Source organism: Micromonospora sp. NPDC005707, assembly GCF_040631005.1.
Taxonomy (GTDB): Bacteria; Actinomycetota; Actinomycetes; order Mycobacteriales; family Micromonosporaceae; genus Micromonospora.
The window spans coordinates 1-24,083 of sequence record NZ_JBEXYR010000028.1 but is presented as its reverse complement, the minus strand read 5'-3'; the positions used below and the strand labels follow the sequence as shown (position 1 = coordinate 24,083).

25 protein-coding genes are annotated in these 24,083 nt (G+C 71.3%); 18 read left to right on the top strand and 7 right to left on the bottom strand.

Annotated elements, in window-relative coordinates; translation table 11 throughout:
- Nucleotides 1-23 precede the first annotated feature (23 nt).
- The 14 genes from glyA (at nt 24) to ABZ452_RS31600 (ending at nt 12,516) form a co-directional block, all read left to right on the top strand.
- On the top strand, nt 24-1,313 hold the full coding sequence (gene glyA / locus ABZ452_RS31665; RefSeq protein WP_357950893.1) for a serine hydroxymethyltransferase: 1,290 nt from the start codon (nt 24-26) through the stop codon (nt 1,311-1,313).
- Complete coding sequence (locus tag ABZ452_RS31660; RefSeq protein WP_357950890.1) at nt 1,306-1,737, top strand: hypothetical protein; 432 nt, start codon at nt 1,306-1,308, stop codon at nt 1,735-1,737. Before glyA ends, ABZ452_RS31660 begins: the two co-directional genes overlap by 8 nt.
- A gap of 211 nt (nt 1,738-1,948) precedes the next feature.
- A complete protein-coding gene (locus tag ABZ452_RS31655; protein ID WP_357950887.1) occupies nt 1,949-2,185 on the top strand; it encodes an AtpZ/AtpI family protein in 237 nt (78 codons plus the stop codon).
- 11 nt (nt 2,186-2,196) lie between these two features.
- Nucleotides 2,197-2,994 (top strand): F0F1 ATP synthase subunit A, encoded by a 798-nt coding sequence (gene atpB, locus ABZ452_RS31650; protein ID WP_154228420.1) that lies wholly within the window; start codon nt 2,197-2,199, stop codon nt 2,992-2,994.
- Between the two features lie 68 nt (nt 2,995-3,062).
- The gene (locus tag ABZ452_RS31645; protein ID WP_046563803.1) at nt 3,063-3,296 is read left to right on the top strand and encodes an ATP synthase subunit C; all 234 of its coding nucleotides are present in this window, start codon (nt 3,063-3,065) and stop codon (nt 3,294-3,296) included.
- A gap of 29 nt (nt 3,297-3,325) precedes the next feature.
- Nucleotides 3,326-3,865, top strand: coding sequence for a F0F1 ATP synthase subunit B (locus ABZ452_RS31640; RefSeq protein WP_189195714.1), 540 nt, complete (start codon nt 3,326-3,328; stop codon nt 3,863-3,865).
- Nucleotides 3,865-4,686, top strand: coding sequence for a F0F1 ATP synthase subunit delta (locus ABZ452_RS31635; RefSeq protein ID WP_357950881.1), 822 nt, complete (start codon nt 3,865-3,867; stop codon nt 4,684-4,686). The genes ABZ452_RS31640 and ABZ452_RS31635 overlap by 1 nt, the downstream gene beginning before the upstream one ends.
- An 85-nt stretch (nt 4,687-4,771) precedes the next feature.
- Nucleotides 4,772-6,424: a F0F1 ATP synthase subunit alpha gene (atpA, locus tag ABZ452_RS31630; protein WP_357950878.1), complete on the top strand. Its 1,653-nt coding sequence runs from the start codon at nt 4,772-4,774 to the stop codon at nt 6,422-6,424.
- 3 nt (nt 6,425-6,427) lie between these two features.
- Nucleotides 6,428-7,357, top strand: coding sequence for a F0F1 ATP synthase subunit gamma (locus ABZ452_RS31625; protein ID WP_357950875.1), 930 nt, complete (start codon nt 6,428-6,430; stop codon nt 7,355-7,357).
- Complete coding sequence (gene atpD / locus ABZ452_RS31620) at nt 7,357-8,793, top strand: F0F1 ATP synthase subunit beta (protein ID WP_357950872.1); 1,437 nt, start codon at nt 7,357-7,359, stop codon at nt 8,791-8,793. The genes ABZ452_RS31625 and atpD overlap by 1 nt, the downstream gene beginning before the upstream one ends.
- Before the next feature lie 216 nt (nt 8,794-9,009).
- Nucleotides 9,010-10,152, top strand: coding sequence for an LCP family protein (locus ABZ452_RS31615; protein ID WP_357950869.1), 1,143 nt, complete (start codon nt 9,010-9,012; stop codon nt 10,150-10,152).
- Between the two features lie 136 nt (nt 10,153-10,288).
- Entirely contained in the window at nt 10,289-10,567 is a 279-nt protein-coding gene (locus ABZ452_RS31610) for a F0F1 ATP synthase subunit epsilon (RefSeq protein WP_091318756.1), read from the top strand.
- 12 nt (nt 10,568-10,579) lie between these two features.
- Nucleotides 10,580-11,035 (top strand): DUF2550 domain-containing protein, encoded by a 456-nt coding sequence (locus ABZ452_RS31605; protein ID WP_357950866.1) that lies wholly within the window; start codon nt 10,580-10,582, stop codon nt 11,033-11,035.
- Nucleotides 11,036-11,940: 905 nt separating this feature from the next.
- Nucleotides 11,941-12,516, top strand: a complete 576-nt coding sequence (locus ABZ452_RS31600; RefSeq protein ID WP_357950863.1) for a hypothetical protein — start codon at nt 11,941-11,943, stop codon at nt 12,514-12,516.
- 159 nt (nt 12,517-12,675) lie between these two features.
- Here ABZ452_RS31600 and ABZ452_RS31595 read toward each other — a convergent pair whose 3' ends face one another.
- Both ABZ452_RS31595 and ABZ452_RS31590 read right to left on the bottom strand, forming a co-directional pair.
- Nucleotides 12,676-13,095 carry a VOC family protein gene (locus tag ABZ452_RS31595; protein ID WP_357950861.1) on the bottom strand — a complete coding sequence of 140 codons (420 nt, stop codon included), beginning with the start codon at nt 13,093-13,095 and terminating at the stop codon, nt 12,676-12,678.
- Entirely contained in the window at nt 13,071-13,643 is a 573-nt protein-coding gene (locus tag ABZ452_RS31590) for a cob(I)yrinic acid a,c-diamide adenosyltransferase (protein WP_357950858.1), read from the bottom strand. Before ABZ452_RS31590 ends, ABZ452_RS31595 begins: the two co-directional genes overlap by 25 nt.
- Between ABZ452_RS31590 and murA the strand changes: the two genes are divergently transcribed.
- Together murA and ABZ452_RS31580 are read left to right on the top strand one after the other, a co-directional pair.
- Complete coding sequence (gene murA, locus ABZ452_RS31585) at nt 13,642-15,081, top strand: UDP-N-acetylglucosamine 1-carboxyvinyltransferase (RefSeq protein ID WP_357950855.1); 1,440 nt, start codon at nt 13,642-13,644, stop codon at nt 15,079-15,081. The two genes, ABZ452_RS31590 and murA, sit on opposite strands and share 2 nt — an antisense overlap.
- Nucleotides 15,082-15,159: 78 nt before the next feature.
- Entirely contained in the window at nt 15,160-16,008 is an 849-nt protein-coding gene (locus ABZ452_RS31580) for a 3-hydroxyacyl-CoA dehydrogenase family protein (protein ID WP_357950852.1), read from the top strand.
- A 39-nt stretch (nt 16,009-16,047) separates the two neighbouring features.
- Here ABZ452_RS31580 and ABZ452_RS31575 read toward each other — a convergent pair whose 3' ends face one another.
- Nucleotides 16,048-16,860, bottom strand: coding sequence for an alpha/beta hydrolase-fold protein (locus ABZ452_RS31575; RefSeq protein WP_357950849.1), 813 nt, complete (start codon nt 16,858-16,860; stop codon nt 16,048-16,050).
- A 46-nt stretch (nt 16,861-16,906) separates the two neighbouring features.
- Nucleotides 16,907-18,148: an MFS transporter gene (locus ABZ452_RS31570; RefSeq protein WP_357950847.1), complete on the bottom strand. Its 1,242-nt coding sequence runs from the start codon at nt 18,146-18,148 to the stop codon at nt 16,907-16,909.
- A gap of 58 nt (nt 18,149-18,206) precedes the next feature.
- Here ABZ452_RS31570 and ABZ452_RS31565 point away from each other — a divergent pair, with 58 nt between their 5' ends.
- A complete protein-coding gene (locus tag ABZ452_RS31565; protein WP_357950844.1) occupies nt 18,207-19,160 on the top strand; it encodes a helix-turn-helix domain-containing protein in 954 nt (317 codons plus the stop codon).
- Here the strand turns inward: ABZ452_RS31565 and ABZ452_RS31560 are convergent, their stop codons facing one another.
- Both ABZ452_RS31560 and ABZ452_RS31555 read right to left on the bottom strand, forming a co-directional pair.
- Complete coding sequence (locus ABZ452_RS31560) at nt 19,161-20,006, bottom strand: ABC transporter permease (RefSeq protein ID WP_357950841.1); 846 nt, start codon at nt 20,004-20,006, stop codon at nt 19,161-19,163.
- Nucleotides 20,006-20,851, bottom strand: coding sequence for an ABC transporter ATP-binding protein (locus ABZ452_RS31555; RefSeq protein WP_357950838.1), 846 nt, complete (start codon nt 20,849-20,851; stop codon nt 20,006-20,008). Before ABZ452_RS31555 ends, ABZ452_RS31560 begins: the two co-directional genes overlap by 1 nt.
- A gap of 151 nt (nt 20,852-21,002) precedes the next feature.
- Between ABZ452_RS31555 and ABZ452_RS31550 the strand changes: the two genes are divergently transcribed.
- On the top strand, nt 21,003-23,009 hold the full coding sequence (locus ABZ452_RS31550) for a protein meaA (RefSeq protein WP_357950836.1): 2,007 nt from the start codon (nt 21,003-21,005) through the stop codon (nt 23,007-23,009).
- A gap of 99 nt (nt 23,010-23,108) precedes the next feature.
- Here the strand turns inward: ABZ452_RS31550 and ABZ452_RS31545 are convergent, their stop codons facing one another.
- Nucleotides 23,109-23,405 (bottom strand): DUF1540 domain-containing protein, encoded by a 297-nt coding sequence (locus tag ABZ452_RS31545; RefSeq protein WP_357950833.1) that lies wholly within the window; start codon nt 23,403-23,405, stop codon nt 23,109-23,111.
- Between the last annotated feature and the right edge of the window lie 678 nt (nt 23,406-24,083).

The following is a 24,083-nucleotide window of genomic DNA, read 5'->3' as shown; positions in this document are numbered from 1 at the left end:
GCGGCTCCGTAGACTCCTTCGCTGTGGAGAACGCGAGGGACACCTTCTGGGGGCCGGACTTCCAGCAGCTCAGCGCCGCCGATCCGGAGATCGCCGAGGTGGTGCTGGGGGAGTTGGCCCGCCTGCGCGGCGGTCTGCAACTGATCGCCAGCGAGAACCTCACGTCGCCGGCCGTGCTGGCCGCCCTGGGTTCCACGCTGACGAACAAGTACGCCGAGGGTTACCCGGGCCGGCGCTACTACGGCGGCTGCGCCGAGGTGGACCGGGCCGAGGAGCTCGGCATCGCCCGGGCGAAGGAGCTGTTCGGCGCCGAGCACGCCAACCTCCAGCCGCACTCGGGCGCGAGCGCCAACCTGGCCGCGTACGCCGCCCTGGTGCAGCCGGGCGACACCGTGCTGGCCATGGACCTGCCGCACGGCGGGCACCTCACCCACGGCAGCCGGGTGAACTTCTCCGGCAAGTGGTTCCACCCGGTCGGCTACACCGTCCGGCGGGACACCGAGCTGATCGACTACGACGAGGTCCGCGACCTGGCCCTCGCGCACCGGCCGAAGCTCATCATCTGCGGCGCGACGGCGTACCCCCGGCTGATCGACTTCGCCCGGTTCCGGGAGATCGCCGACGAGGTCGAGGCGTACCTCATGGTGGACGCGGCGCACTTCATCGGGCTGGTCGCCGGCCGGGCGATCCCGTCCCCGGTCCCGCACGCCGACGTGGTCACCTGCACCACCCACAAGGTGCTGCGCGGCCCGCGCGGCGGCATGATCCTCTGCCGGGAGTCGCTGGCCGCCCGGATCGACAAGGCGGTCTTCCCGTTCACCCAGGGCGGCCCGCTGATGCACGCGGTCGCCGCCAAGGCGGTCGCCCTCCGCGAGGCCGCCCAACCCGAGTTCCGGGCGTACGCCTCCCAGGTGGTCAGCAACGCCCAGGCGCTCGCCGACGGGCTGGCCGCCGAGGACATGCGGCCGGTCTCCGGCGGCACCGACACCCACCTGGCCCTGATCGACCTGCGCGAGACCGGGGTGACCGGCGCCGCGGCCGAGGCGCGCTGCGACGCCGCCGGCATCACGCTGAACAAGAACGCCATCCCGTACGACCCGCAGAAGCCGATGGTCGCCTCCGGCATCCGGGTGGGCACGCCGAGCGTCACCACCCAGGGCATGCGTGAGGGGGAGATGCGCCGGATCGCCACGCTCATCGCCCGTGCGGTGCGCACCGACCCGGAGTCGGCCGGGGGCGCGGACGAGCTGGGCCGGATCGCCGGCGACGTGACCGAGCTGGTCGGTGCCTTCCCGGCGTACCCCCGTGGCTGAGCCGGGGACGCGCGCGGCGGAGGCGGCCGCGGACCGCGGTTGGCGGCTGCGCCACCTGCCGGTGCTGGTGCTCGCCTCGGTGCTGATGGCCGCCGTGGCGGCGGTGGCCGGCGGGGTGACCCGGGGCGCCGACGGCGCGCTCGGCGCGGCGGCCGGCGTGGCCGTCACCGCGGTCAGCTACTCGCTCACCACGGTCGTGCTGGCGTGGGCGGACGCCCGGGACCCGCAGCTCGTGCTGCCGTTCGGGCTGGGCGTCTACATCGCCAAGATGACCCTGCTCGGCGGCGTGATGGTGCTGGTCGCGTCGACCGGTTGGCCGGGGCTCGTCCCGTTCGCCCTGGGCATCGCCGCGGGCGTGGTGGTCTGGACCGGGGTGCACATCTGGTGGCTGGCCACGGTGCACTCCCGCAGGGTCCCACGCTGATCACCGCGGGCGGACGCCCGCGGGGTCGGTCGACGGCGCCGTCCCACCTGTCGGACGGCGCGCCGACGTGTCCGCGATCGGTCATTCTCTCAGTGGCGGGAGGGGAGTAGCGTGCCTCCAGACGACTTCGCCCACCCGTGTCCCACACAACCAGGTTGTGCGGGGGGTGAGGCACAGCCTCTTCGGCTCGACTGATATCGTTCGCCCCGTCATGGCCGGTGACCAGAAACCCCCCAGCACTGGCGGCCCGGGCGACGTTCCGTCCGGTGCCGGTCAGGGTTGGACCGCGCTCTCATACCTCATCGGGGGCATGCTCGTCTGGGGTTTCATCGGCTGGCTGGTCGACCGTTGGCTCGACACCGGCGGCATCGCCACCGGGATCGGGATTGTGCTCGGCATGGCCGGGGGGATCATCCTGGTCGTCCGCCGACTCGGCACGCCTACTTAGGAAGGGACGCGGTGTTCGGACAGGCGAACGTCCTGGCAGCGGGCCAGGCGGAATTCCCACCCAGTGTGGAGGACTTCTACCTGCCCAGCATCCTGCCCTGGGGTGCGCACGACAACTACTGGTTCACCAAGATCACGTTGATGGTCTGGCTGGCCGTCGGGGTTCTGATCCTGTTCTTCCTGCTCAGCTACCGCAACCCGAAGCTGGTGCCGACGAAGAAGCAGTGGTTCGCCGAGTCGATCTACGGCTTCGTGCGGAACAACATCGCCGTCGACATGATCGGGCACGCGGGGGTGCGGTTCGCGCCGTACTTCACCACGCTCTTCTGCTTCATCCTGCTGACGAACGCGTTCGCGATCATCCCGTTCTTCCAGATCTCGCCGAACTCGCACATCGCCTTCCCGGCCTTCCTCGCCGTGATCAGCTACGTGATGTTCAACTGGATCGGCATCCGGCACCACGGCTTCGCGAAGTACTTCAAGAACTCTCTGATCCCGCCGGCGCCCTGGTACATCCTGCCGCTGCTGATCCCGATCGAGTTCTTCTCGACGTTCCTGGTCCGGCCGTTCTCGCTGGCCGTCCGTCTCTTCGCGAACATGTTCGCCGGCCACATGCTCCTGCTGGTCTTCACGCTCGGCGGGTTCGCCATGCTCAGCGCCAACGCCTGGCTGGCCCCGGTCTCGGTGCTGTCCTGGGTGATGACGATCGCGCTGACCTTCCTCGAGTTCCTGGTGATCTGTCTGCAGGCGTACGTCTTCACGGTGCTGACCGCCAGCTACGTGCAGGGCGCGCTCGCCGAAGAGCACTGATCCACTCTTTCGCACCAACCGTTGTCGTCCCGCGTGACCGTCACGCGTGATAACCAGGAGGAACCGCAATGAGCATCCTTGCCGAGGTAACGGGCAGCACCGCTGCCATCGGTTACGGCCTGGCCGCCATCGGCCCGGGCATCGGCGTGGGCCTGGTCTTCTCGGCCTACATCCAGTCGACGGCCCGCCAGCCGGAGTCGTCCCGGATGACCCTCCCGTACGTCTGGATCGGCTTCGCCGTCATCGAGGCCCTGGCGCTGCTCGGCATCGCCTTCGGCTTCATCTGGGCCGGCACCGCCTGATCCAGCCCTTCTGACCGGGAGGTTTTCCCATGTACTTCCTCGCCGCGGAGGGTGGTGAAGCGGCCCACAACCCGATCATTCCCGCCTGGGAGGAGATCGTGGTCGGTGGCATCGCCTTCATCGTGCTCTGCTTCGTGCTGATGAAGTTCGTCTTCCCGCGCATGGAGCAGACGTTCCAGGCCCGGGTCGACGCGATCGAGGGCGGCATCAAGCGCGCCGAGGCCGCCCAGGCCGAGGCGAACCAGCTGCTCGAGCAGTACCGGGCCCAGCTCGCGGAGGCGCGTACCGACGCCGCCAAGATCCGCGACGACGCCCGGGCCGACGCCGAGGGCATCCGCCAGGACATCCTCGCCAAGGCGCGCGAGGAGTCCGACCGGATCATCGCGGCCGGCAAGGAGCAGCTCGCCGCCGAGCGGGCCACCATCGTGCGCGAGCTGCGCACCGAGGTCGGCACCATCGCGGTGGACCTGGCCAGCAAGATCGTCGGTGAGTCGCTCGCCGACGAGGCGCGTCGCAAGGGCACCGTGGACCGGTTCCTGAGCGGTCTCGAGAGCACGGGGGCCCGCTGATGCAGGCCGCCAGCCGGGAGTCGTACAAGGTCGCGGCGGACCGCCTCGACGCGTACGCCCGCGGCGCGGAGCCGTCGGCGGTGGCCTCCACCGCCGACGACATCCTCTCCGTCGCCGCCCTGCTGCGGCGCGAGCCGCGGCTGCGCCGGGCGCTCTCCGACCCGGCCCGGGCCGGGGCGGACCGGAGCGGCCTGCTCGGCGACATGCTGCGCGGCCGGATCGGCGCGGACGCGCTCGACCTGCTCGCCTCGCTGGTCGCCGGCCGCTGGTCGGCTCCGTCGGAACTGCTCGACGGCGTCGAGCGGCTGGGCGTCGAGGCGCTCCTGGCGAGCGCCGACAAGGCCGGCGAGCTGGGCGAGGTCGAGGACGAGCTGTTCCGCTTCGGGCAGGTCGTCTCCGGCTCCCCGGAGCTGTCCACCGCCCTCTCCGACCCGATGGTCCCGGCCGAGCAGCGGGCCACCCTGGCCGACCAGCTGCTCGCCGGCAAGACCCGACCGGTCACCGGCTACCTCGTCGGTGCCGCGCTCGCCGGCTTCGGGGGACGCTCCTTCAGCGGCGCGCTCACCCGGCTGGTCGAGCTGGCCGCGGACCGGCGCGACCGCCAGGTCGCGTACGTGACCGTGGCGGCCCCGCTGAGTGACGAGGAGGAGCGACGCCTGGGTGCCCGCCTCTCCCAGATGTACGGTCGGGAGGTCTCCGTCAAGCAGACGGTGAATCCGGACGTGCTCGGTGGGGTGAGTGTGCAGGTCGGCTCCGACCTGTACGACGGCACCGTCCTGCGCCGCCTCAACGAGACCCGCAACGCGCTCGCGAAGCGCTGATCAGCGACTGAGCAGCCCTGATTCGACGCCATCGGACCGGTCGGTACTAGGTATCCCGGGCCCCTGATACTTAAGGAAGCAGAGGATGGCCGAGCTGACCATCTCGACGGACGAGATCCGCGGCGCCCTGGAGCGCTACGTCTCGTCCTACTCGACCGACGTCTCCCGCGAGGAGGTCGGCACCGTCTCCGACACCGGCGACGGCATCGCCCACGTCGAGGGCCTGCCTTCGACCAAGACCAACGAGCTCCTGGAGTTCGAGGACGGCACGCTCGGCGTGGCGCTGAACCTCGACGTCCGCGAGATCGGTGTCGTCGTTCTCGGTGACTCCGCCAAGCTGGAGGAGGGGCAGCGCGTCAAGCGCACCGACCGGGTGCTCTCCGTGCCGGTCGGCGACGCCTTCCTCGGCCGCGTGGTCGACGCTCTCGGCCGGCCGATCGACGGCCTCGGCGACATCGCCGACGAGGGCTACCGCGAGCTGGAGCTGCAGGCTCCGAACGTGATGGCCCGGCAGTCCGTGTTCGAGCCGCTGCAGACCGGCATCAAGGCGATCGACGCCATGACGCCGATCGGCCGTGGCCAGCGGCAGCTGATCATCGGTGACCGGAAGACCGGCAAGACCACGGTCGCCCTGGACGCCATCCTCAACCAGCGGGACAACTGGCGCTCCGGCGACCCGACGAAGCAGGTCCGCTGCATCTACGTCGCCGTCGGCCAGAAGGCCTCCACGATCGCCTCGATCAAGGGCCAGCTGGAAGCGGCGGGCGCGATGGAATACACCACCATCGTGGCCTCCCCGGCGTCGGACCCGGCCGGCTTCAAGTACATCGCCCCCTACACCGGCTCGTCCATCGGGCAGCACTGGATGTACGGCGGCAAGCACGTCCTGATCGTCTTCGACGACCTGAGCAAGCAGGCCGAGGCGTACCGCGCCGTGTCGCTGCTGCTGCGCCGCCCGCCGGGCCGTGAGGCCTACCCGGGTGACGTCTTCTACCTGCACTCGCGGCTGCTGGAGCGTTGCGCCAAGCTCTCCGACGAGCTGGGCGGCGGCTCGATGACCGGTCTGCCGATCATCGAGACCAAGGCGAACGACATCTCGGCGTTCATCCCCACCAACGTCATCTCCATCACCGACGGCCAGATCTTCCTGGAGACCGACCTGTTCAACCAGGGCGTCCGGCCGGCCATCAACGTCGGCACCTCGGTCTCCCGGGTCGGTGGCGCCGCGCAGGTGAAGCCGATGCGGAAGGTGGCCGGTTCGCTCCGGCTCAACCTGGCCCAGTACCGCGAGCTGGAGGCGTTCGCCGCCTTCGCCTCCGACCTGGACAAGGCCTCCCGGGCCCAGCTGGACCGCGGTGTCCGCCTCGTCGAGCTGCTGAAGCAGCCGAACTACTCGCCGTACCCGGTGCAGGAAGAGGTCGTCTCGGTCTGGGCCGGCGTCGAGGGCAAGCTGGACGACATCCCGGTGGGTGAGGTCCGGCGCTTCGAGTCGGAGTTCCTCCAGTACCTGCGGCACAAGCACGAGGGTGTGCTGGCCGGGATCGCCGACAACAAGTGGGACGACGACATCATCGGCTCGCTCGACTCGGCCATCACCGAGTTCAAGAAGGTCTTCCTGGGCAAGGAGGACGAGGTCCGGCTCAACGAGCCGGCGGCGCAGCCGATGGAGGGCGAGGAGAACCGCGAGTCGGTGACCCGCTTCCGCGACGGCACGACCGACCGCCCGGCAGAGAGCTGAGCCATGGCCGCCCAGGTACGCGTTCTTCGTCAACGGATCCGCTCGGCGAAGTCGATGAAGAAGATCACCAAGGCGATGGAGCTCGTCGCGACGAGCCGCATCGCCAAGGCCCAGGCCCGGGTGGAGGCTTCGCTGCCGTACGCCAAGGCCATCACCGGCGTGCTCACGGCGCTGGCCTCGAACGCGCGGATCGACCACCCGCTGCTCACCCCGCGTGAGCGGGTGCGGCGGGCGGGGGTCCTGCTGGTCACGAGTGACCGGGGCCTGGCCGGCGGTTACAGCTCCAACGCGATCAGGACCGCCGAGTCGCTGATCGCCCGGCTGCGGGCCGATGGCAAGGAGCCGGTGCTCTACGTCATCGGGCGCAAGGGCGTCACGTTCTACCGGTTCCGCAACCGGGAGATCGCGGCGAGCTGGACGGGCTTCTCCGAGCAGCCGTCGTTCACCGACGCCCGCGAGGTGGGCGAGACGCTGATCAAGGCGTTCACGGCCGGAGCGGACGACGTCGACGGCGGCGCCGGGGCGGACGGGGTGCTCGGCATCGACGAGTTGCACATCGTCTACACCGAGTTCCACTCCCTGATGACCCAGACGCCGGTCGCGAAGATCATCGGCCCGATGCAGGTCGAGGACCGGCCGCGGTCCGAGGGCCTGCTGCCGGCCTACGAGTTCGAGCCGGAGGCGGAGGCGCTGCTCGACGCGCTGCTGCCGAAGTACATCAACACGCGGATCTACGCGGCGTTGATCGAGTCGGCGGCGAGCGAGTCGGCGGCCCGGCGGCGGGCGATGAAGAGCGCCACCGACAACGCCGAAGAGATGATCGAGAAGTACACGCGTGAGATGAACACGGCCCGCCAGGCCGGGATCACCCAGGAGATCAGCGAGATCGTCGGCGGCGCGAACGCGCTTGCCGCGTCGGGAAGTGAAGTGTGATGACTGCCCCAGTAGAGACCAAGACGGCCACGGGTCGCGTGGTCCGGGTCATCGGCCCGGTCGTCGACGCCGAGTTCCCGCGCGACGCCATGCCGGCCCTGTTCAACGCCCTGAACGTCGACGTGAGCCTGTCCGGCGGTGAGAAGACGCTGACCCTGGAGGTCGCCCAGCACCTGGGTGACAACATGGTCCGCGCCATCTCGATGCAGCCGACGGACGGCCTGGTCCGCGGCGCGGAGGTGCGCGACTCCGGCTCGCCGATCACCGTGCCGGTGGGCGACGCCGTCAAGGGTCACGTGTTCAACGCGATCGGCGAGTGCCTCAACCTCACCGAGGGTGAGACGATCCAGGCCGACGACCGGTGGGGCATCCACCGCAAGGCCCCGGCCTTCGCCGACCTGGAGCCGAAGACCGAGATGCTGGAGACCGGCATCAAGGTCATCGACCTGCTCGCCCCGTACGTCAAGGGTGGCAAGATCGGCCTGTTCGGTGGCGCGGGCGTGGGCAAGACGGTGCTCATCCAGGAGATGATCACCCGAGTGGCCCGCAACTTCGGTGGTACCTCGGTCTTCGCCGGCGTGGGTGAGCGCACCCGTGAGGGCAACGACCTCATCGCCGAGATGACCGAGTCCGGCGTCATCGACAAGACCGCGCTGGTCTACGGCCAGATGGACGAGCCGCCGGGCACCCGGCTGCGGGTCGCCCTCTCCGCGCTGACCATGGCGGAGTACTTCCGCGACGTGAAGAAGCAGGAGGTGCTGCTCTTCATCGACAACATCTTCCGCTTCACCCAGGCCGGTTCCGAGGTCTCCACGCTGCTCGGCCGTATGCCGAGCGCCGTGGGTTACCAGCCGACCCTGGCCGACGAGATGGGCGAGCTCCAGGAGCGGATCACCTCCGTCCGGGGCCAGGCCATCACCTCGATGCAGGCGATCTACGTGCCCGCCGACGACTACACCGACCCGGCGCCGGCCACCACGTTCGCCCACCTGGACGCGACCACCAACCTGGAGCGGTCGATCTCCGACAAGGGCATCTACCCGGCCGTGGACCCGCTGGCGTCCTCGTCCCGGATCCTCGCCCCGGAGTTCGTCGGCGCCGAGCACTTCCAGGTCGCCACCGAGGTGAAGCGGATCCTGCAGCGCTACAAGGACCTGCAGGACATCATCGCCATCCTCGGTATCGAGGAGCTCTCCGAGGAGGACAAGGTCACGGTGGGCCGGGCCCGCCGGATCGAGCGCTTCCTGTCGCAGAACACCTACGCCGCCGAGCAGTTCACCGGCGTGCCGGGCTCGACGGTCCCGATCAAGGAGACCATCGAGGCGTTCCGGAAGATCAGCGAGGGCGAGTACGACCACTTCCCCGAGCAGGCGTTCTTCATGTGCGGCGGTCTTGAGGACCTCGAGAAGAAGGCCAAGGAGCTGATGGAGGGCTGAGAGCCCGCTCACACTCCACAGAGGCCGCCCCGACTCGCGTCGGGGCGGCCTCTGCCTGTTCAGGGCCCCTCGTTACCAGATGCCCGGTTCGCGGACAGGCGGTTCGCCGTACCGCGCGGTACCGTTCGTGACACGGCGTTCACATCCTGGGCGTCGATCTCTGCAACGAAACGGATCCGCTCGCCCGTCTACCAGTCGTGGGCGTGACGATGGGAGATGCTCGTGGGTGAGGCCGGCACGGACCGCGGCAAGCGGTCCCGGTGGCGCGGCGTGCCGCGATGGGCGCGGGTCTGCACCATCCTCGGCGTCGTCATGATGGTGCTCAGCGGCTCCGTGCTGGTGGGCTACCACGCGCTGGTCGCCCGCTACGAGGGCGCGGTCGGCAAGGGCGACCTCTTCGGCGACCAGGCGGCCGGCGCCAAGGAGAAGAAGAGCGACATCAAGGGCCCGCTGAACATCCTGCTGGTGGGTGTCGACCCCCGCAACCCGAAGGCCCGCCCGCTCGCCGACTCGATCATGGTCCTGCACGTGCCGGCCGGCCTGGACCGGGGCTACCTCTTCTCGCTCCCGCGCGACCTGCGGGTGGAGATCCCCGAATTCACCAAGGCCGACTACGCCGGCGGCACCGACCGGATCAACGCCGCCATGTCGCACGGCAGCGTGGTGGCCGGGCAGAACCCGAGCGCGGCGCAGGGCTTCGAACTGCTCGCCAACACCGTGCAGCAGGTCACCGGGATCGAGCGCTTCGACGCCGGGGCGATCATCAACTTCACCGGCTTCAAGAAGATCGTCGACGCCATGGGCGGCGTCGACATGTACATCGAGCGGGACGTCACGTCCGAGCACCTGCAGCCGGACGGCACACCGCGCCGGCTCAAGCCGGGCGGTGGAAGTTACCTGGGTCCGCAGGCCGAATACAAGAAGGGCAACGCCCACCTCAAGGGTTGGCAGGCGCTGGACTACGTCCGGCAGCGCTACCCGCGCAACGGTGTGCCGGACGCCGACTACGGCCGGCAGCGGCACCAGCAGCAGTTCGTCAAGGCCATGGTGAGCCAGGCGTTCAGCGCCGACGTGGTGACCAACCCGGTGAAGCTGGACCGGGTGCTCCGCGCGGCCGGCCAGTCACTGGTTTTCAACGGCCGGGGCAGCAGCGTGGTCGACTTCGCCCTCGCCCTCAAGGGCATCCGGGCCGACTCGATCGAGACGGTCAAGCTGCCCGGCGGCCCGGTCGAAACCAGCCGGGGATACCAGGGTGAACGCCTGCTGCCGCCCGCCGAGGACTTCTTCGCGGCCCTTCGCAACGAGCAGGTCGACGCGTTCCTGCTGGAGCACCCCGACTTCAAGCAGAAGAGCAAGTAGCGTGAGCGCCAACGGGCCCCGGCGGGTGCCGGGGCCGGTTGGCGTGACCGTGGCGCAGCTCTCGCCACCCGCGTTGGGTGGGCTCCGGGGGCGCGACTAGACTTTCGGCAATCCGCCGCCGCAGCAAGGAGACAGCGTGGCACAGCAGCTTCACGTCGAGCTCGTAGCCGTCGAGGAGAAGGTCTGGTCCGGCGAGGCCGAGATGGTCGTCGCCCGCACGACCGAAGGTGAGCTGGGTGTGCTGCCGGGGCACGCACCCCTGCTCGGCCAGCTCGCGGAGCCCAGCCAGGTACGCATCAAGCAGGCCGGCGGCGAGCAGCTCGCGTACGACGTGGCCGGCGGCTTCCTGTCGGTGTCCGGTGAGGGCGTGACCGTCCTCGCCGAGAGCGCCACCCCGGCCACTCCGGCCCGCTGAGCAGACCCGCCGATGGAGATCGTGGAAGGGATCGGAATCGGCGTCGCGGTCATCTTCGTGGCGCTTCTGATCCTCTTCATCCGGCGGGCCCTGTTCACCCGCAGCGGGGGCATCATCCGGCTCAGCGTCCGGGTCTCCACGATTCTCGACGGCCGAGGCTGGTCACCCGGCTTCGGCCGTTTCGTCGGCGACGAACTCCGCTGGTACCGCATGTTCAGCTTCGCGCTGCGTCCCAAGCGGGTGCTCTCCCGTAAGACCCTCGCGGTGGAGCGGCGCCGGCTGCCGGAGGGCCAGGAGCGGCTCTCCATGCCGGCCGACTGGGTGATCGTGCGCTGCACCAGCAACCACGCCCCGGTCGAGATCGCCATGGCACGATCCACGGTCACCGGATTCCTCTCCTGGCTCGAGGCCGCCCCACCCGGGGCGGCCTCGCCACGTCTGGCCTCTCAGGACTGGCCCGCCGCCTGACCCGCCCGCCCCCACTCCTGCTCGGGCCGAGCCCGGCGGCGTTCGTCGTGCGTGGCCGTCGGCAGGTTCGATGAGGGGTAGGTGGCCCACGACCCCTCTGCTCCGCAGCCCTCCACGACCGCCTTTGCTCTGCAGCCCTCCACGCAGCGCTGGCGCTGCGGGGGTGTTGCGTCCGTGGCTGCAGAGCGGCGGTGTTGCTTTCGTGGCCGCAGCGCAGAGAGAGGCGGGCCGGTGGGACGGTGGCTGGGTTGCGTTCCCTGGCCCGCGCCCGCTCGCCGTTCAGTCGTTCTCAGCGTCAGCTCGACAGGCGGCGGCGAGGAGACGGTCGACGGGCCGATCCGTTCACGTCATCACGTTGGTAGGCGCCACGTCGTGGCCTCGGACTGGGGTGGATGTCCGGTTCGCGCGTGGCCGCGGCCGCTGAGTGGAACCTCATGTAGGTCTCCGGTGCCGGGATACCTCCATACCGTTCCACCGACCGTCCCACCCTGGGCGGGGTGTCCGTTTCGCGCGGTGGCCATTTCGCCACCGGCGGCATCCCGGCGGCGGAATGGCCGGCGGGTGGGGGTCGTTGTATCCGGGTGAACGACCGAGGACCACGCCCCGCCCGACGGGGTGACCGGCCCGCGCGAACGACCGAGGACCGCGCCCCGCCCGACGAGGTGACCGGCCCGCGTGACAGCCCGCCCCCGCGTGACAGCCCGCCGAGGCGGGGCTGCCCGGCCGGGAATGACGGTGGTCGGCCGGTCGTTGTACATGGTCCCGGCGCGACGAAGAGGCTTCGCCCCGCGCGCTGGATGATCCCCTAAGACTTTCCTTGAGCGCCTGACGGTGCTTGCGCACGCCAGTTAGAGCCGATCCCCGTCGGCCCGGGTGTGCGCCAACCCCCGAATGGAGCTACCCCCATGAACACGATGCTGCGTAAGAGTGTGCTGGGTATTGCTGGTCTGGCCTTCACCGGTGGGATCTTCGCCGGTCCGGTCGCCGCTCACGCCGACGCCCGTCCGGTCGAGGGCAAGCCGGCCGCCGTGGCGGTGCAGGGTGACAAGCTGATCCCGCACGGTGTGCAGGGCGCCCAGTCGAAGATCGACCTCAACGACGAGCAGCTGGCCAACGCCAAGGCGATCATCGCCGCCACGAAGAAGGCCGGCCTGCCGGAGCGGGCCGCGGTCATCTCGATCGCCACGAGCCTGCAGGAGTCGAAGCTGGAGAACCTCGGGCACCTCGGCGACAAGAACGATCACGACTCGCTGGGTCTGTTCCAGCAGCGCCCGTCGAGTGGTTGGGGTACGCCGGAGCAGATCACCGACCCCGAGTACTCGACCCTGGCGTTCGAGAAGGGTCTGAAGCAGGTCGACGGCTGGCAGGACATGCCGCTGACCGAGGCCGCGCAGACCGTGCAGGTGTCGGCCTACCCGGACGCGTACGCGCAGTGGGAGCAGCAGGCCGCCGACATCGTCGCCCACAACTGGAACAGCTGAGCCGATCCGCTGGCCGGCACCCCGAACAACGGGGTGCCGGCCAGCGGCATCTCCAGATCTTGGCGAGTTGCCGTCAGCAGCGAACGGAAACTCGCCAAGATCCGGAGGACGGCCGGCCACGAAGCAGGCGGATCGCGCTCCGGACCGCCCGGGACCCGGTCAGTCGGGGTCGGCGACCAGTTCGACCTCGTACCCCTGGGTGTCGGACAGGTAGGCGGCGTAGGTCTGCGGGCCGCCGGCGTGCGGGTGGCGGTCCGGGAAGAGCAGCTCCCACCCGTGCCCCGGCGCGGCGGCGACCAGCCGGTCCACGGCGGCCGGCGGGCCGGCGTGGAAGGCCAGGTGGTTGAGGCCCGGCGCGCGCCGGTCGTGCGTGCGTCCGGTGAGCGCCGGGGACTCCTCCAGGACCAGGTAGGTCGGGCCGAGCCGCCAGGACCGGCCGGCCGGCCAGTCCTGGTACGGCGTCCAGCCCAGCTCGCCGAGGAGCCAGCCCCAACTACGCCTGGCAGCGGCGAGATCGGGTACCCACACCTCCACGTGGTGCAGCGCGCCGACGGTCAGCGCTTGCCGCCCGGCACCCATAGCACATCCCCGTCCGGATTTGCCGTTCTTGACAGGATAAAGAGCAGATCGGAGAGCCGGTTGAGATACTTTGCCGGGAGCGTGCTGGTCCGGTCCGGGTCGTGTGCGATAAGCGCCCACGCCGCACGCTCGGCGCGCCGGGCGGTCGTCCGTGCCACGTGCAGCAGTGCCGCGCCAGCGGTGCCGCCGGGGAGGATGAAGGAGTCGAGCTTGCTCAGGCGCGCGTTGTACTCGTCGCACCAGCCCTCGAGGCGCTCCACGTACTCCTCGGTGACCCGCAGCGGCGGGTACTTCGGGTCCGGCTCCACGGGGGTCGCCAGGTCCGCGCCGACGTCGAACATGTCGTTCTGGATCGACTCCAGCACCGCTCGCAGTTCGTCGGTGAGCTGCCCCAGGGCGAGCGCGACGCCGATCGCGGCGTTGCACTCGTCCACGTCCGCGTACGCGGCGATCCGCGGATCGGTCTTCGGCACCTGCTCGTTGTTGCTCAGCCTGGTCATGCCGGCGTCGCCGGCCTTGGTGTAGATGCGCGTGAGGTGGACGGCCATGACGCACAGCCTACGGATCCCGGACCTGACCATCCCGGCGCGGCCGGCCCGCACCGCCTGGCCCGCCGGAGTGGGGCCGGGCGACGCCGGCGACCCGGCGGTCAACGACGTCGACGTCATCCGGGTGTTCGGTGAGGCCCGGCTGGCCGGCACGGTGCACGTGGTCGGGGCGAAGAACTCCGCGTTGAAGCTGATGGCGGCGGCGCTGCTCGCCCCGGGGCGCAGCGTGATCACCAACGTCCCGCGGATCACCGACATCGCCATCATGGGCGAGGTGTTGCGCCGGCTCGGCTGCGCCGTACGCTTCGCCGCCGACGACCCGGTCGATCCGATGGTGGCCCGCGGTGGCGTGGAACGGTCCCGGTCGGTGGTGATCGACGTGCCGGAGCAACCGGGTGCGGAGGCCGACTACGACCTGGTCCGCCGGCTGCGCGCCTCGATCTGCGTGCTCGGGCCGCTGCTGGCCCGCCGGGGATACGTGCGGGTGGCCCACCCCGGCGGGGACGCCATCGGGTCGCGCGGCCTGGACATGCACATCGCGGGGCTGTCCCGGATGGGTGCGGAGATCTCCGGCGAGCACGGCTTCGTCATCGCCGAGGCCCCGGACGGGCTGCACGGAGCGGACATCCTGCTGGACTTCCCGAGCGTCGGCGCCACCGAGAACCTGGTGATGGCGGCGGTGCTGGCCCGGGGCACCACGACGATCGACAACGCGGCGCGGGAGCCGGAGATCGTCGACATCTGCACGATGTTGAACCGGATGGGCGCCCGGATCGAGGGGGCCGGCACGTCGACCCTGCACATCGTCGGGGTGCCCGAGCTGCGCCCGGTGCGGCACGCCACGGTGGGGGACCGGATCGTCGCCGGAACGTGGGCGTTCGCGGCCGCGATGACCCGCGGCGACGTGACCGTGACCGGTGTCGACCCGGCCTACCTGGAGGTCGCGCTGGACAAGCTGGTCTCGGCCGGCGGTCTGGTGGAGACCCGGGGCGGTGCCTTCCGGGTACGCATGGACGACCGGCCGAAGGCCGTCGACGTGGTCACCCTGCCCTTTCCGGGCTTCGCCACCGACCTGCTGCCGATGGCGATCGGGCTGGCCGCGGTCAGCGACGGCGGCTCGCTGATCACGGAGAACATCTTCGACGGCCGGTTCATGTTCGCCAACGAGATGATGCGGCTCGGCGCGGACATCAGGACCGACGGCCACCACGCCCTGGTGTGCGGTCACGAGCGCCTCTCCGGCGCCCCGGTACGGGCCACCGACATCCGTGCCGGCGCCGGCCTGATCATCGCCGGGCTGTGCGCCGACGGGATCACCGAGGTCTCGCACGTGCACCACGTCGACCGTGGCTACCCGGACTTCGTGGCCGACCTGCGGGCGCTCGGCGTCGAGGTGGAGCGCGGCACCGCCCCCGAGGAGCCCGACCTCGCCATCTGAGGGGCCTACCCTTAACAGCCGTTCAGCCTCGTTGACTAGGGTGCTCGCAGACACTCATTCGCAGCGAGGGAGAAGCAGATGGCGGGTCGACTCGCGGTCGTCGGTGCCGGGTTGATGGGCTCGGGCATCGCCCAGGTGGCGGCGCAGGCGGGCTGGCAGGTGACGCTGCGCGACCTGGACGAGGCGGCCACCAGGCGGGGCGTCGACGGCATCCGGAAGTCGCTGGAGAAGTTCGCCGAGAAGGGCAAGATCGAGGCGTCCGAGGTCGAGGCGACCCTGGCCCGGATCACCCCGACCACCGAGCTGGAGGCGGCGGCCGACGCGGACATCGTCGTCGAGGCGGTCTTCGAGAAGATCGAGATCAAGCACGAGGTGTTCCGCGCGCTGGACAAGATCTGCAAGTCCGACGCGGTGCTGGCCACCAACACCTCGGCCATCCCCGTCACCCAGATCGCCACCGCCACCGAGCGCCCGGAGTCGGTCGTCGGCACCCACTTCTTCTCGCCGGTGCCCATGATGAAGCTCTGCGAGCTGGTCCGCGGCTACAAGACCAGCGACGCGGCCCTGGCCACGGCCAAGGCCTTCGCCGAGGAGATCGGCAAGACCGTCGTGGTGGTCAACCGGGACATCGCCGGCTTCGTCACCACCCGGCTGATCTGCGCCCTCGCCATGGAGGCGGTCAAGCTTGTCGAGTCCGGCGTGATCTCCGCCGAGGACCTGGACACGGCCTGCAAGCTGGGGTTCGGCCACGCCATGGGCCCGCTGGCCACGGTCGACCTGACCGGCGTGGACGTGCTGCTCAACGCCAGCAAGAACATCTACACCGACACCGCCGACGAGAAGTTCTTCCCGCCGGAGCTGCTCCAGCGCATGGCCACCGCGGGTGACCTGGGCCGCAAGACCGGCCAGGGCTTCTACAGCTACTGACCCGTGCGACCTGACGCCCCGGCCTCCCGGTCGGGGGCGTCACGTCTTCCGGGGTGGGGTGAGGGCTGCGCCGAGCAGGGCGAACGCGTCCGGGATGACGGTGCCCCAGTAGGCGAAGTTGTGCCGGCCGTCGGCCCAGGCGGCGCGTACCGGGGGTTCGGGCAGCGCCCGGGCCAGCGCGCGGACGTCCTTGAGGAAGTTGTCCTGCCGGCCGCACCAGAGGCCGACGGGCGTGCCGCGCAGCCGGTCCACGCCGGTGAAGACCGCGTCGCCCGGGCGGACCGCGGGGGAGAAGGCGGCCACCGCGCGCAGCCAGTCCGGGTACGCCTCGGCGAGCAGCAGCGCCCCGAACCCGCCCATGGACCAGCCCCAGGCGGCGAGCCGGCTGCTGTCGAAGCCGCGCCGGGCGCACCAGGTGGGCAGCTCCTCGCGGACCATCCGCTGCGGGTCGTCCTCGCCGGAGCGGCGCCAGGAGAGCCGGCCGCCGGTGGCCCCGGCCAGCGCGAAGGGCGGGGCGCCGCGGCGTACCGCGTCGGTGAGGAACCGCGCCAGCCCGAACCGGCCGTAGTCCCGCGGTGTGGCCGAGGCGCCGTGCAGCACCAGGCAGACGGGGAGGCCGCGACCGTCGCCGTACCCCTCGGGCACGGCCGTCCAGAAGTCCACCTCGCGGCCGCGGGCCCCCGAGGCGATCCGGATCAGCCGCTCGTCCCCGGCGGGCGCGTCCGGCACGGCGGGCCCCGGCCCGGGCCGCGGCTCGGTGAGTTGCCGGGCGGTGAGCCCGCCGACCACCGCGGCTCCGGCCACGCCGGCGGCGGCCCCCAGCAGCGTGCGCCGGGTCAGGATGTGCGCCATGCCGGCGAGTGTGCCATCTGCGGATGGCCACCGGGGCGGTCGTCGTTCACCGGGCCGTCGTGGCCGACCTCGACCTGGTCGCCTCGCCGGAGTCGCCACCGCCCACGCGGAGCGGCGGAGCGGGTCGGGGTGCGGTCCGGCGCAGGCCGGGGGTGAGCACGAGGGTGGCGGCCAACGCCGCGGCGGCCACCAGCGCGAGGGCACGGGACGGCGCGACGAGGTCCGCGGCCGCCCCGGCGAGCGCGGCGCACACCGCCTGCGCGGCCAGCATGCCGTTGCCGTGCAGGCCGAGCACCTGGCCACGGGCCTCGGGCGGTGAGTGGGCGATCAGCCGCTCCTGCAACGGCAGTGTGGCGGCGTAGCCGACCGACGCGATCAGCGCGACGGCCATGGCGACCGGCAGCGGAGGCGACAGCAGGATGGCCAGGTACGGAACGGCGAGCAGCAGCCGCAGCGGGTGGACCCACCGCTCGCGGCGGGCCGGCGTCAGGAACCGTCCCACCACCACGTCCCCGATCAGCATGCCGAGGGCGGCGGCGGCGAGCAGGAAGCCGGCGCGGTCGCCCGCGTACGGGACGAACAGTGCTTCGCAACCGACGATCAGGCCGCCGGGCACCCAGAGGTTGAGGAGAAGCGACCGGCGACCGGGGTCGGCCCAGAGGGTCCGGTTGACGAGGTGGGTGCGCGCGACCGTCACCCGCCCGGCGGCCCGCGCGGGACGCTCGGTGAGCCCGAACCAGCCCACCGCCGCGGAGACCGCCCGCAGGGCCAGGGCGAGCAGGAACACCTGGTACGGGCTCAGCCAGACGAGCAGGACGCCGGCCAGCCCGAACCCGGCGATCTGCATGACTCCGACGCTGGTGTTCATCGTGGCCCGGGCCAGCACGTAGGCGTTGACCGGCACGATGTCGGTGAGCAGCGCCCACCGGGCGCCACCGGCGACCGAGCCGACGTACGCGTTGACGAAGATGATCGTGAAGCGGGCCCACAGCGGCAGCCCGGGCACGGCCTGCAGCGCCGCTCCGGCGGTGGCCAGCAGGGCGGCGAGGGTCAACGCCCGACGGGGCGGCACGCTGTCGGCGGCGGACAGCAACGTCAGGCTGCCGAGGACCCCCGCCAGCGGTGCGCCGAACATGCTCAGCGCGGTGAGCAGGGCCGAGCCGGTCGCCGCGTAGGTCAACGCGCCCAGGGCCAGGGCCGACGTCGTGTGCGCCGCGATCCCGGCGCAGTTCGCCAGGAACAGGTTGCGGAACTCCCGGACCGCGAACAGTTCTGCGTAGGTTCTCACCCCGGCATGGTCCGTAGGCCCGCGGCGGATCCCATAGAGTTACGTCTGGAGGCGAAACGTGGGCGTCTGGCAGGTGCCACCCGATCTGGTCGCGCGGAGCCGGTTCACGGTCTCGCCGATGGCCGACACGGTCGGGGCGCTGAAGGCGCTTCTCTTCCCGCATGTCCCGTGGGAGCAGGCCTGGCGACGACCGCACGTCGACGCCTTCCGGCAGATGCTGGCCGCCCGGCCGGTGGCCCGGGCGTTGGTGTCGGCGTCGTTCAACCTCCGGTGGATCGCGGACTTCCTCACCATCGCGCCCGCCTCGGCGGACCCGACGTTCGCGGCGGAGCTGGCGGCCGTCGGGTCGTTGTCCGACGAGCGGATCCGGGCTGACCTGCGTGCCACCCGCCCGGGGCCGCTCGCCGCCGAGCTGCTGGCGGACGGGCTCACCGGGCAGGTGGTGGACCTCCTCGACTGGGTCTGGACGCACACCGTCGCACCGGAGTGGCCGGAGCGGGAACGCCGGCTGCGGGCGGACATCGTGGCCCGCACCGCCGCCCTGAGCACCCACGGCTGGGCCGGGGCGCTGGCCGACATCAACCGCAACGTGCGGTGGCTGGGTGACGGTCGCCTCCAGGTCAACGACTACGCGGAGCCGCCGATGTCGCTGCACGAGGCCGAGCAACTGGTGTTCCTGCCGGCCCACTGCCGCCGCGGCTGGGTGGTGTGGGACATGCCGACCCGGTTCGGGATGGTCTATCCGGCGCGCGGGATCCTCGTCGACCCCACCTCACCGGCACCCGACGGTCTCGCCCGGCTGGTCGGCGCGAACCGGGCCGACATCCTGGCCCGACTGGACGCGCCACTGAGCACCTCGCAGCTCGTGGTGGTGACCGGGCTGTCCCTCGGCACGGTGAGCGATCACCTGCGGGTGCTACTCGAGGCGGGCGCGGTCAGCAAACGGCGGTCCGGGCGCGAGGTGCTCTACTGGCGTACGCCGCTCGGCGCCGCGCTCGTCGCCGGCGGGTGATCAGCCGTCGCGCTTGGTGGTCCAGCGGAAGGTGGTCAGGCAGAGCACCAGGCCGATCACGCACCAGAGCCCGAGGACCAGGGCGACGCGGCCCAGCTCGAACGAGCCCCCCGGTTCCTGCGCCCCGAAGCTGTCCGGCAGGAAGACCGACCGCAGCCCCTGGCACATCCACTTGAGGGGGAACAGCGCGGCGACCTGCTGCATCCAGCTCGGCAGGCTGGTGAAGACGAAGAACACCCCCGAGATGAACTGGAGGACCAGGGCCACCGGGGTGACCACGGCCGAGCCGCTGCGCGCGGTGCGCGCCAGCGAGGAGATGGCGATGCCGCAGAGGGTGCAGGCGGTGACGCCGAGGACGGCGACCCACCCGAAGGTGACCCACCGGCCGACGGTGTCCGGCAGCGTCAGGTCGAACAGCGCGACCGACACGGCGAGCAGCAGCGCGGTCTCCGCGATGCCGATGGCCACCACCATGAGCACCTTGCCGGCGAACCAGACCCACTTCGGCATCGGCGTGCCCCGGTAGCGCTTCAGCACCCCGCGGTCCCGCTCGATCGGGATCCAGATGCCGAGGTTCTGGAAGCTCACCGTCATCAGGCCGGTCGCGATCATGCCGGTGATGAAGTACTGCGTGTAGCTGACGCCCGGCGCGATCTCGTCGTTGAAGATCGCCGCGAAGATCAGGATCATGATGATCGGGAAGCCCATCGTGAAGACGACGGACTCCCGGGAGCGCAGGAACTGGGTGATCTCCAACCGGCCCTGCCGCAGGGCGAGCGCGCCCCCGCCCGGCCGGCGGCCTTCGGCGGCGGCGACCGGGGCCGCCGGCTTCGTCGTGGTCGTCATCAGTGTCCGATCATCCGCAGGTAGACGTCTTCGAGGGTCGGCCGGGTCACGGTGAGGCCGGGGACCTCGCCGCCGAAACGCGCGGCCAGTTCCGTCACCAGCGCCGTCGGCGTCGCGGTCTCCGCCGTCTCCGGCGTCCCGTCCGGGGTACGCCAGGAGACCGTCGCCAGCGCCTCCTGGCGGTTGCCCAGCCGGTTCGGCGGGGCCACCTCGACCACCCGGCCGGCGGCGATCACGCCGACCCGGTCGGCGAGGGCCTCGGCCTCGTCCAGGTAGTGGGTGGTGAGCACGATCGTCGTGCCGGCGGCGGAGAGGTCGCGGATCAGCTCCCAGAACTCGCGCCGGGCCTTCGGGTCGAAGCCGGTGGTGGGCTCGTCGAGGAAGAGCAGCTCGGGGCGGCCCACGATGCCCAGGGCCACGTCGAGCCGGCGCTTCTGCCCGCCGGAGAGGGTGTGGGTGCGCGCCCTGGCCTTGGCGCCCAGCCCGACCCGCTCGATCACCTTCTCCGGGTCGTCGGCGGCCGGGTAGAAGCCGGCGAAGTGCCGGACCACCTCGCCGACGGTCAGCTCGTCGAACTCGCCGGTGCCCTGGAGCACGATGCCGACGCGGGACCGCCAGTCGGCGTCGGGGTGGGCCGGGTCGGCGCCGAGCACCCGCACCTCGCCGGCGTCGCGCCGCCGGTAGCCCTCCAGGATCTCCACCGTGGTGGTCTTGCCCGCGCCGTTCGGGCCGAGCAGGGCGAACACCTCGCCGCGGTGGACGTCGAGGTCCACCTCCGCCACCGCGAGGTTGTCGCCGTACGCCTTGCGCAGCCCCCGTACGGAGATCGCGAGCTCGTCATCCATGACGTCCAGTGTGCGACTCCGGCGGGCCGGGCGGCGGCCCGGGGTGTGGTGGTGTCGCCCATGTCGCGCCGCTCGTGCCCGTCGGTCCGCTCCATGGACCTGTGTGGTTTTCCACAGCCCGTTTTACTGAACGGTAACTTAAACTCCGGCCATGGACGAGAAGGCTCCTTCGGGGCGGTTGCCGGAGCGCGACCGGCCCTGGGTGATGCGCACCTACGCCGGGCACTCCTCCGCCGCGGCCACCAACGCGCTCTTCTGCCGCAACCTGGCGAAGGGGCAGACCGGGCTCTCGGTCGCCTTCGACCTGCCCACCCAGACGGGCTACGACCCGGACCACGAGCTGGCCGCCGGCGAGGTGGGCCGGGTGGGCGTGCCGGTGGCGCACCTCGGCGACATGCGGGCCCTCTTCGAGGGCATCCCGCTGGCCGAGATGAACACCTCGATGACCATCAACGCCCCGGCCATGTGGCTGCTCGGCCTCTACGGCACGGTCGCCACCGAGCAGGGCGCCGAGCTGGCCCGCTGCGCCGGCACCACGCAGAACGACATCATCAAGGAGTACCTGTCCCGGGGGACGCACATCTTCCCGCCGGCGGCGTCGCTGCGGCTCACCGCCGACGTCATCGCGTACACCCTGCGCGAGATGCCGAAGTGGAACCCGGTGAACATCTGCTCGTACCACCTCCAGGAGGCCGGTGCGACGCCCGTCCAGGAGGTCGGCTTCGCCCTGGCCACCGCCGTCGCCGTGCTCGACGCGGTGCGCGATTCCGGCCAGGTGCCCGCCGAGCGGATGGGCGACGTCGTCCAGCGGATCTCCTTCTTCGTCAACGCCGGCGTGCGCTTCGTCGAGGAGATCGCCAAGATGCGCGCGTTCGGCGCGCTCTGGGACGAGATCACCCGCGACCGGTACGGCGTGGAGAACCCGAAGCAGCGCCGCTTCCGGTACGGCGTCCAGGTCAACTCGCTGGGCCTCACCGAGGCGCAGCCGGAGAACAACATCCAGCGCATCGTGCTGGAGATGCTCGGCGTCACGCTGTCCCGCGACGCCCGCGCCCGCGCCGTGCAGCTGCCCGCCTGGAACGAGGCGCTCGGCCTGCCCCGCCCCTGGGACCAGCAGTGGTCGCTGCGCATGCAGCAGGTGCTGGCGTACGAGTCGGACCTGCTGGAATATCCCGACCTGTTCGAGGGCTCGCACGTGATGACCGCGCTGGTCGACGACATCGTCACCGGGGCCCGGGTCGAACTGGAGAAGGTGCTGGAGATGGGCGGCGTGGTGGCCGCCGTCGAGACCGGCTACCTGAAGAGCGCCCTGGTCGCCTCGCTGGCCGACCGGCGCCGGCGGATGGAGGCCGGCACCGACGTGGTGGTCGGCGTCAACCGGTTCACCGAGACCGAGCCGTCGCCGCTGACCGCGGCCGGCGCCGAGGCGATCGAGCAGGTCGACCCCGCCGTCGAGGCGGCCGCCACCACCGCCGTACGCGAGTGGCGGGCCGGCCGGGACGCGGCGGCGGTGGACGCGGCACTCGACCGGCTGCGCGCGGACGCCGCGACCACCACGAACCTGATGGCGGCCACGCTGGAGTGCGTGCGGGCCGGCGTGACCACCGGCGAGTGGGCCGGCGCGCTGCGCCAGGTCTTCGGCGAGTACCGGGCGCCGACCGGACTGTCCGGTGCGGCCGGTGCCGGCGGGGACGCCGGCCTGGTCACGGTCCGGGAGCGGGTCGCCGCCACCGCCCGCGAACTGGGGAGCGGCCGGCTGCGGCTGCTCGTCGGCAAGCCCGGCCTGGACGGGCACTCCAACGGCGCCGAACAGATCGCGGTACGCGCCCGCGACGCCGGCTTCGAGGTCGTCTACCAGGGCATCCGGCTGACCGCCGGGCAGATCGTGGCGGCCGCCGTTGAGGAGGACGTCGACCTGGTCGGCCTCTCGGTGCTCTCCGGATCGCACCTGGCCGCCGTGCCGGCCGTGCTGGACGGGCTGCGCGCCGCCGGACGGGCCGACCTGCCCGTGGTGGTCGGCGGCATCATCCCGGCGGGCGACGCGGACGCGCTCCGGGCCGCCGGGGTGGCCCGCGTCTTCACCCCGAAGGACTTCGCGCTGACCGGCATCATCGACGACCTGGTCACGGTGATCCGCGAGTCCAACGGCCTGTCCTGAGGCCCGTCGGTCCCACCGTTCCGGGGGTCGGTCGGGTCCGGTCCGGGGCCGGCCGGGTTCGCGGGTTCGGTCAGCCCTCCGCCGGCCGGCCCGACCCGGTCAGCGGCTCGCGTAGGTCCGGCAGTCGGCCATGTCCATCTCGGGGCCGACGGTGATCGCCGGGGCGTGACACTCCAGGTCGGAGTTGTGCCGGCAGTCCGCGCGCTGGCAGGCGCCGACCTGGGCAATCAGCTGCTCGCCGCCGCCACGCACCGGCAGCTCGATGAACGTGTGGCAGTGCGCGTGGTCGCTGCTGCCGATCGTGATGGCGAACGCGTGGCAGTCGTTGGTGTGGTTGTAGGCGCAGGACCTGACGGCGCATTCCTCGACCCGGGGCATCTCCATCGACGCGGTCATCTCTCCGGCCCTCCTCTGGACGTCTGCCCCGAACGTAGGGGTTCGTCCGGGTCTGCACCCCGGGATCCGGCTCCGGGTCATGCAGTCGGGTGCCCCGCACACGATGACACCGGCCCGACCAGGGGGACCCGTCTGAGGTCTGGGGGGTATGTCCGGTTCACGCTGGCCGCGACCGGTGAGTGGAACCTCATGTAGGTCTCCGGCGCCGGGATACCTCCATACCGTTCCACCGACCGTCCGCGTCTGGGCGGGGTGTCCGTTTCGTGAAGTGACTGGCGGCATCCCGGCGGCGGAATGGCCGGCGGGTGGGGGTCGTTGTATCCGGGTGAACGACCGAGGACCACGCCCCGCCCGACGGGGTGACCTGCCCGCGTGACAGCCCGCCGAGGCGGGACTGCCCGGCCGGGAATGACGGTGGCCCGGCGGTCGTTGTACATGGTCCCGGCGCGACGAAGAGGCCTTCGCCCCGCGCGCTGGATGATCCCCTAAGACTTTCTTGAGCGCCTGACGGTGCTTGCGCACGCCAGTTAGAGCCGACCCCCGTCGGCCCGGTGGTGCGCCAACCCCCGAATGGAGCCATCCTCATGAACACGATGCTGCGTAAGAGTGTGCTGGGTATTGCTGGTCTGGCCTTCACCGGTGGGATCTTCGCCGGTCCGGTCGCCGCCCACGCCGACG